Annotated in this window: 6 protein-coding genes; 2 read left to right on the forward strand and 4 right to left on the reverse strand. The window is 72.1% G+C overall.

Features of this window, described 5'->3' with window-relative positions:
- Both PLL68_RS11195 and PLL68_RS11200 read right to left on the reverse strand, forming a co-directional pair.
- Nucleotides 1-911, reverse strand: a 911-nt coding sequence (locus PLL68_RS11195; protein WP_324534101.1) for a formimidoylglutamate deiminase, incomplete at its 3' end; no start/stop codon positions are given.
- The gene (locus PLL68_RS11200) at nucleotides 908-2,206 is read right to left on the reverse strand and encodes an allantoate amidohydrolase (protein WP_324534110.1); all 1,299 of its coding nucleotides are present in this window, start codon (nucleotides 2,204-2,206) and stop codon (nucleotides 908-910) included. The genes PLL68_RS11200 and PLL68_RS11195, both read right to left, overlap by 4 nt.
- A gap of 124 nt (nucleotides 2,207-2,330) precedes the next feature.
- On the opposite strand from PLL68_RS11200, the gene PLL68_RS11205 reads away from it, so the two are divergent.
- Nucleotides 2,331-2,810 (forward strand): aminoacyl-tRNA deacylase, encoded by a 480-nt coding sequence (locus PLL68_RS11205; protein WP_324534103.1) that lies wholly within the window; start codon nucleotides 2,331-2,333, stop codon nucleotides 2,808-2,810.
- Between the two features lie 60 nt (nucleotides 2,811-2,870).
- Here PLL68_RS11205 and hutU read toward each other — a convergent pair whose 3' ends face one another.
- Nucleotides 2,871-4,526 (reverse strand): urocanate hydratase, encoded by a 1,656-nt coding sequence (hutU, locus tag PLL68_RS11210; protein ID WP_324534104.1) that lies wholly within the window; start codon nucleotides 4,524-4,526, stop codon nucleotides 2,871-2,873.
- 118 nt (nucleotides 4,527-4,644) lie between these two features.
- Nucleotides 4,645-5,769, reverse strand: a complete 1,125-nt coding sequence (locus PLL68_RS11215; RefSeq protein WP_324534106.1) for an ROK family transcriptional regulator — start codon at nucleotides 5,767-5,769, stop codon at nucleotides 4,645-4,647.
- 88 nt (nucleotides 5,770-5,857) lie between these two features.
- Here PLL68_RS11215 and PLL68_RS11220 point away from each other — a divergent pair.
- Nucleotides 5,858-7,133, forward strand: a 1,276-nt coding sequence (locus PLL68_RS11220; protein ID WP_324534108.1) for a YbiU family protein, incomplete at its 3' end; no start/stop codon positions are given.

Below are 7,133 nucleotides of genomic sequence, written 5' to 3' on the forward strand. Positions count from 1 at the left end.
GCCGGGCCGATGCCGTCGGCGAGGTCGCGCTCGGTGGTCGGGCAGAAGCACGCGGTCGTGCGGGTGTCGGCGAGCAGCTCGATGTCGCGATCGCTGAGGTGGGTGGCGTGCACGGCCGTCGTGGCAGGGGTCAGCAGCCCCTCGCGAGCGAGCAGCTCGGTCGGCGAGCACCCGTGGAAACCCTGGCAGGCGGCGTTCTCGCCCGGCTGCTCCGACAGGTGCACGTGCAGCGGTCGCTCCCCGAGCGCGGCGAACTCGCCGACGGCCGCCAGGTCGTGGGCCGGCACGGCGCGCACCGAGTGCACCGCGGTGCCGATGCGGCTGGTCGCGTCGTCGGCGAGCAGGTCGACGCGCTGCGCCCAGGCACCGACGCTGCCGTCGCTGAAGCGTTGCTGCACCTCGTCCAGGGGCAGGTGGCCGTCGGCGGTGAGCCCACCCTCGAGGTAGACCGTGTCGAGCAACGTGATCCGGATGCCGGCCGCGCGCGCCGCGTCGAGGAGCGCCACCCCCATCGCGTTCGGGTCGTCGTACCGGCGACCACCGGCCGCGTGGTGGAGGTAGTGGAACTCCCCGACGACGGTGAACCCGGCGAGGACCATCTCGGCGAAGACCGCCGTGGCCAGGGCCTGGTAGGTCTGCGGGTCGAGGCGGTGGGTCACGGCATACATCGCCTTGCGCCACGTCCAGAAGTTGCCGCCGTCGTCGTGGGTGCGTCCGCGCAGCGCCCGGTGGAAGGCGTGGCTGTGGCCGTTCGCGAGGCCGGGCAGGGTGACGCCGTGCACGACGACGTCGCCCGGTCGGGCGGGCTCACCGGGTGTGACGGCGGCGACCCTGCCCTCGGCCACCTCGACGCGCACCGAGCGGCGGATGCCGTCGGGCAGGGCGGCGTGTTCGCACCAGTAGGTGTTCACGCGGCGGGTCCTTCCGCCTGCTCGTCGGTCGCGTCACCGCGCACGGCGTCCGCCCCGGCGAGGTCGCTGACCACGTCGGCGAGTGCCAGCACCCCGGCGACGCAGTCGTCGGCCGACGCCCACTCGTCGGGTGAGTGCGACACCCCTGTCGGGTTGCGCACGAACAGCATGGCGGTGCGGATGCCGTCGTTCGCGAGGATTCCGGCGTCGTGTCCCGCGCCCGTCCCGATCACCGGGACGCCGCCCAGCCGCGCCGCCATCTGCTGCGCGAGGGCCGGGTCGAACATCGTCGTCGGGGTCCAGGACTCCTGGGTGACGAGCCCGTCGAAGTCGGCGACGACGGCCCCGACGTCCGCGACGACCCGCCGCACCGCATCCGCATCGGCGCCGCGCGCATCGAGCCAGCCCGTGGCGCCGCTGGCGATCGCGTTGACACCGCCCGGCACGACGTTGACCTTGCCCACCGTGGCGACGCAGCCGTGCTGGGTGGCGGCCCGGCGGGCGGCGATGATCATGGCGGCGAGGCCGAGCATGGCGTCCTCGCGGTCCTCGAGGCGGGTGGTGCCGGCGTGGTTGGCCTCGCCGGGGAGGTCGACGCGCCACCGACCGTGGGGCCAGATGTCGCTGCCCACACCGACGGCGTGGCCGAGGTCGACGAGGCGGCGACCCTGCTCGACGTGCAGCTCGACGAAGGTGCCGATCCGGGCGAGCGTCTCGTCGTCGCGCCCGAGCGTGCCGGGGTCGCGCCCGGCAGCTCGCATCGCCTCGGCCATCGAGGTGCCGTCACGGTCGGTCAGGCCACGGGCTCTGTCCGCACCGAGGACGCCGGTGATGACGCGCGAGCCCGCGCAGGCGACCCCGAAGCGGGCGCCCTCCTCGTCGACGAAGTTCACCGCGCCGATGGGGCGGGTCGGGGTGAAGCCGGTCGCCCGCAGGTGGTCGATGGCCGCGAGGGCGCCGACGACGCCGAGCGGGCCGTCGAACGCGCCGCCGTCTGGAACCGAGTCCAGGTGTGACCCGATGACCACCCCGGGGTCACCCGCGGCGACGGCTGCGTCGGGGTCACCCCACCAGGCCCACTGGTTGCCCATCCGGTCGGTGGTCACGTCGAGACCGCGCTGCTGGCACTGGGCGGTGAACCACTCGCGCAGGTCGTGGTCCTCCCTGGTCCAGGCGAATCGGTTGTAGCCGCCGGTGTCGCGGGAACGACCGATGTCGTGCAGGTCCTGCCACAGTCGTCGGAAGCCGTTCACGGCCGGGCTCGGGGGGCCGACCGCACCCCCGGGGCTCGCCATCGTGACCATGGGTCCATTGGACCAACTCCGGCGCCGTCGCGGGGGCGCAAGAGCGGTGGACTTGTCTCGGGTGCCAGACGAGCGGCCCCTCCGCCGTCGCCGGGTCGGGCCGTACTCTGGGCCGATGACGACGTCAGGCGAGGGCCGAGCGCAAGATGCGCTGACGGCATCCGGGATCGTTTTCTCCATCACGCGACACGGGCGCGTGGGATCGCTGGCCGAGGCGGCCGCCGCTCGCGGGGTCGAACCGCGCGACATCGTCAAGACGCTCGTGGTGCGGCGCGGCGAGGGCGACTTCCTGTTCGTGCTCGTGCCGGGCGACCGGGAGATCTCGTGGCCCAAGCTGCGCGCGTACCTCGGCGTGAACCGCGTGTCGATGCCGGATGCCGCGACGGCCCTCGAGGTCACGGGGTACGAGCGCGGCACGATCACTCCGTTCGGCTCGACGACGGCCTGGCCGGTCATCGCCGACGTGAGCATGACCGGGCGCAGGGTGTCGCTCGGGGCGGGGGCACACGGTGTCGCGGCGACGGTTGAGGCGGATGCCGCGCTGGTCGCCCTGAGTGCCGACGTCGCCGACATCACCGACCCCCTCCAGAACTGACTGATTGCACTGCAGCCACCCGGATCCGGGTGGCTGCAGTGCAATCAGTCGCGGAGGGGATCAGGACTCGCGCATCGGGATGCGGACACCCTGCTCGGCGGCGGTGCGCTCGGCGATGTCGTACCCGGCATCGACGTGCCGGATGACACCCATGGCCGGGTCGTTGGTCAGCACGCGCTCGAGCTTCTGCGCCGCGAGGTCGGTGCCGTCCGCGAGCGAGACCTGACCGGCGTGCAGCGAGCGGCCGATGCCGACGCCGCCACCGTGGTGGATCGAGACCCACGACGCGCCGGATGCCGTGTTGACGAGCGCGTTGAGCAGCGGCCAGTCGGCGATCGCGTCGGACCCGTCGAGCATCGACTCGGTCTCGCGGTAGGGGCTGGCCACCGAGCCGGTGTCGAGGTGGTCGCGGCCGATGACGATCGGGGCCTGGACCGCACCGGTGCGCACGAGGTCGTTGAACGCCAACCCGGCCTTGTCGCGCTCACCCTGGCCGAGCCAGCAGATCCGCGCCGGCAGGCCCTGGAAGGCGATGCGCTCCTGCGCGCCGCGGATCCACTTGTGCAGGCGGTCGTTGTCGGGGAACAGGTCGAGCACGGCCTTGTCGGTGACGGCGATGTCCTTGGGGTCACCCGAGAGGGCGGCCCAGCGGAACGGGCCCTTGCCCTCGCAGAACAGCGGCCGGATGTAGGCCGGCACGAAGCCGGGGAACTCGAACGCCCGCTCGTAGCCGCCCTGACGGGCCTCGTCACGGATCGAGTTGCCGTAGTCGAAGACCTCGGCGCCGGCGTCCTGGAACTCGACCATCGCCTTGACCTGCTTGGCCATCGAGGCCCGGGCGCGGTCGGTGAACTCCTCGGGCTTCTTCTCGGCGAGCTCGGCCCACTCCTCCAGCGCCACACCCTCGGGCAGGTAGGACAGCGGGTCGTGGGCGCTGGTCTGGTCGGTGACGATGTCGATCGGCACGCCGCGGCGCAGCAGCTCGGGGAAGATCTCGGCAGCGTTGCCGACGACCCCGACCGACCAGGCGCGACGCTCGGCCTTGGCGCGCAGCACCTTCTCGACGGCGTCGTCGAGGTCGTGGGCGACCTCATCGAGGTAGCGGTGGTCGACGCGGCGGTGCAGGCGGGCGGGGTCGACGTCGACCACGAGGCAGACGCCCTCGTTCATGGTGACCGCGAGCGGCTGGGCGCCACCCATGCCGCCGCAGCCGCCGGTGAGGGTCAGGGTGCCGGCCAGGGTGCCGTTGAACCGCTTCTCGGCCACCGCGGCGAAGGTCTCGTAGGTGCCCTGGACGATGCCCTGGGTGCCGATGTAGATCCACGACCCGGCCGTCATCTGGCCGTACATCGTGAGGCCAAGGTGCTCGAGGCGGCGGAACTCTGGCCAGGTCGCCCAGTCGCCGACGAGGTTGGAGTTGGCGATGAGCACGCGCGGCGCCCACTCGTGGGTCTGCATGACGCCGACCGGGCGGCCCGACTGAACGAGCATCGTCTCGTCGGCCTTGAGCGTGGTGAGGGTGCGGACCATGGCGTCGAAGGACTTCCAGTCACGCGCGGCCCGGCCGGTGCCGCCGTAGACGACGAGGTCGTCGGGGCGCTCGGCGTTCTCGGGGTCGAGGTTGTTCATGAGCATCCGCAGGGGGGCCTCGGTCGACCACTGGCGGGCCGTGAGGGTGGTGCCGCGGGGGCTGCGTACGGGGCGGGCGCCGTCCATGGGGGTCTCCTTCGAGTCGGGGTCGCTGGCTTCTGCTCACCACTGTCCCGCCGGCGACCCCGCGCCAGAAGGGGGTGAGCGCCGGTGTCGTCTGGGATCCGAGACGGCGAGGCCGTGTCTACCTCAGGGTGGCGAGGAGGTCGCGCCGCAGCATGGCGGTCGCCTGGGTACGGGCCCCGACCAGGGCAGCCTCATGGGTACAGGCGGGCGCCCGCAGCGCCACGGTCCTCGGCGCCGCCACGAGGGCTGTTCGCGCAGCCTCAAGCACCACCGGGTCGCTGCCCCACTCCCCGCCGACGACGACCTCACCGGGGTCCGCCAGGGCGATGACCGCGGTCAGTGCGCCGGCGATGGCCGCCCCGAGGGAGGCGCGAAAGGCGGCTCCCGCACGGCCGCCGGCGTTGGCACGCGCGATCAGGGCCTCGACGTCGACGGCCGCGCTGTCGGCTCGGCGCAGGCCCACGGCGGCGAAGAACTCGGTGAACGTCACCGCCCGGCCTCTGCGGTCACGGGTCATCACGTGGGCGATCTCGCCGGCGAGGCCCCCGTGCCCACGCAGCACCACACCGTCGGCGACGACCGCGCAGCCCAGACCCGCTCCGAGGTGCAGGTACGCGAAGTCGCCGCCCCCCGCCTCCGCGCGAGCGGCCCAGTTCACGTCGTTGTCGACGACGACCTCGCCCGACACGAAACCGCTCAACTCGCCGACCGGGTCGAACTCCCCGATGAGGAACGGGGAGTCGGGCAGGTGCACCAGGCGACCGGTCACACGATCGACGGGGTCGGCCGCGCTGACGACGGCCAAGGACGGCGTGGGCGTGCCACCGGTGACGGTTACCGACACGGCCTCGGATGCCGCCGCCTTCAGGGCGCGTCGCACCGTCGCCGGCCGCGTCGGGGCGGTCAACAACCGCTGGGTTCGTGCGTGGACGTGGCCCCGGACATCCACGCTCTCGACCGTCACGGCATGCGGGGCGATGTCGACGACGAGGGCGCCGGGAAGCGCCGGCGAGAGCGCGAAGTAGGAGCCCGAGCGGCCCCGACCGGTGGTGCGCTCACCGGTGTCGAGCACGAGCCCCGCCGCGACGAGGCGCCGCACGCTCTCCGAGACCGTGGGCTTGGAGATGCCGGTGAGCTCGGCAAGCTCTGTTCTCGTCAGGCGCGGGTGGTCGATGAAGGCACCCAGCACGTGCTCGTCCGACAGCGAGCGGAGCAGGTCGAGGGACGGCATCACCGTGGTCACGCCGGCAGTCTAATAAGGACTCTTGCCAAAACGCAGGATCGCGGCTAATCTCATTTGTAAGGAGTCCTACCAATAGGAGTTGACGCGGATGTCCGTCCAGACCCAGAGCACCGACCTTGGCCTCGCCGAGCCGACCCGAGCGACCACGCCTGCGGACCCGCTGCCTCCCCTACCCCACTGGGAGAGCACGCCCGGGGACCTGGGTGAGGCCATCCGCGAGGTCAAGGTTGCGCTGCGGGCGCGCATCGAGGCCTCCGGCCGCACGGTCGAGGAGGTCTTCGCCGTCATCGAGGCACGCGTGACCGAGCAGGTCGAGGCCATCGAGGCCGCCCTTGCTGCGGGCGAGAACGTGTGGCCCGTCATCGACTACGCCGACATCGAGTCGGGCGCCGTGACCACGGAGCAGCTCGAGGCGCTGCACCGCCGTGGCTGCCTCGTCGTGCGTGGCCACTTCCCCCGCGAGCAGGCCCTGGAGTGGGATGCCGGGATCGTCGACTACGTCGAGAGCAACCAGTTCTTCGAGAACTACCGCGGGCCCGGTGACGACTTCTTCGGCACGGTCGGCTCCAAGCCCGAGATCTACCCCGTCTACTGGTCCCCAGCCCAGATGCAGGCTCGCCAGAGCGAGCGGATGGCCCGCGTGCAGGCGTTCCTCAACGCCCAGTGGGTCAGCGAGTCCGACGGCGTCCAGTGGTTCGACCCCGCGCGCGACTCCCTCTACCCCGACCGCATCCGACGCCGCCCGCCGGGAGTCGACTCAGCCGGCCTGGGCTCCCACCTCGACCCCGGCACCCTCGACCTGTGGATGACGACGGCCTACCAGCAGGCCTTCGGGCACCTGTTCGACGGCACGGTCGAGCAGTACGACCCGTGGGACTCCGCCCACCGCACCGCCGGCCCGCAGTACTCCGGCTCGACCATGTGCTCGGCCTTTCGGACCTTCCAGGGCTGGACGGCCCTGTCCGACATGGACCACGACCAGGGGGTGCTGCAGACCGTGCCGATCCCCGAGGCAATGGGTTACCTCATGCTGCGCCCGCTGCTCGATGACGTCGCCGACGACGACATGTGCGGGGTCACGACGGGGCAGGTGTTCCCCGCCAACGAGAAGTGGCACTCGCTCCTGCTTCGCGCCATGGCCGGCATCCCCGACGTGCGCGCCGGCGACTCCGTCTGGTGGCACGCCGACATGATCCACAGCGTGGCGCCAGTGCAGGACCAACAGGGCTGGGGCAACGTCATGTACATCCCGGCCGCACCCTGGTGCCCCCGCAACGAGGTCTACAGCGAGCACGTGCGCGAGGCGTTCCTCACCGGGTCCAGCCCGAGCGACTTCCCCGAGGAGCACTACGAGCGCGAGTGGC

This window comes from Ornithinibacter sp. (assembly GCF_035443565.1).
In the GTDB taxonomy this organism is placed as follows: Bacteria; Actinomycetota; Actinomycetes; order Actinomycetales; family Dermatophilaceae; genus Fodinibacter.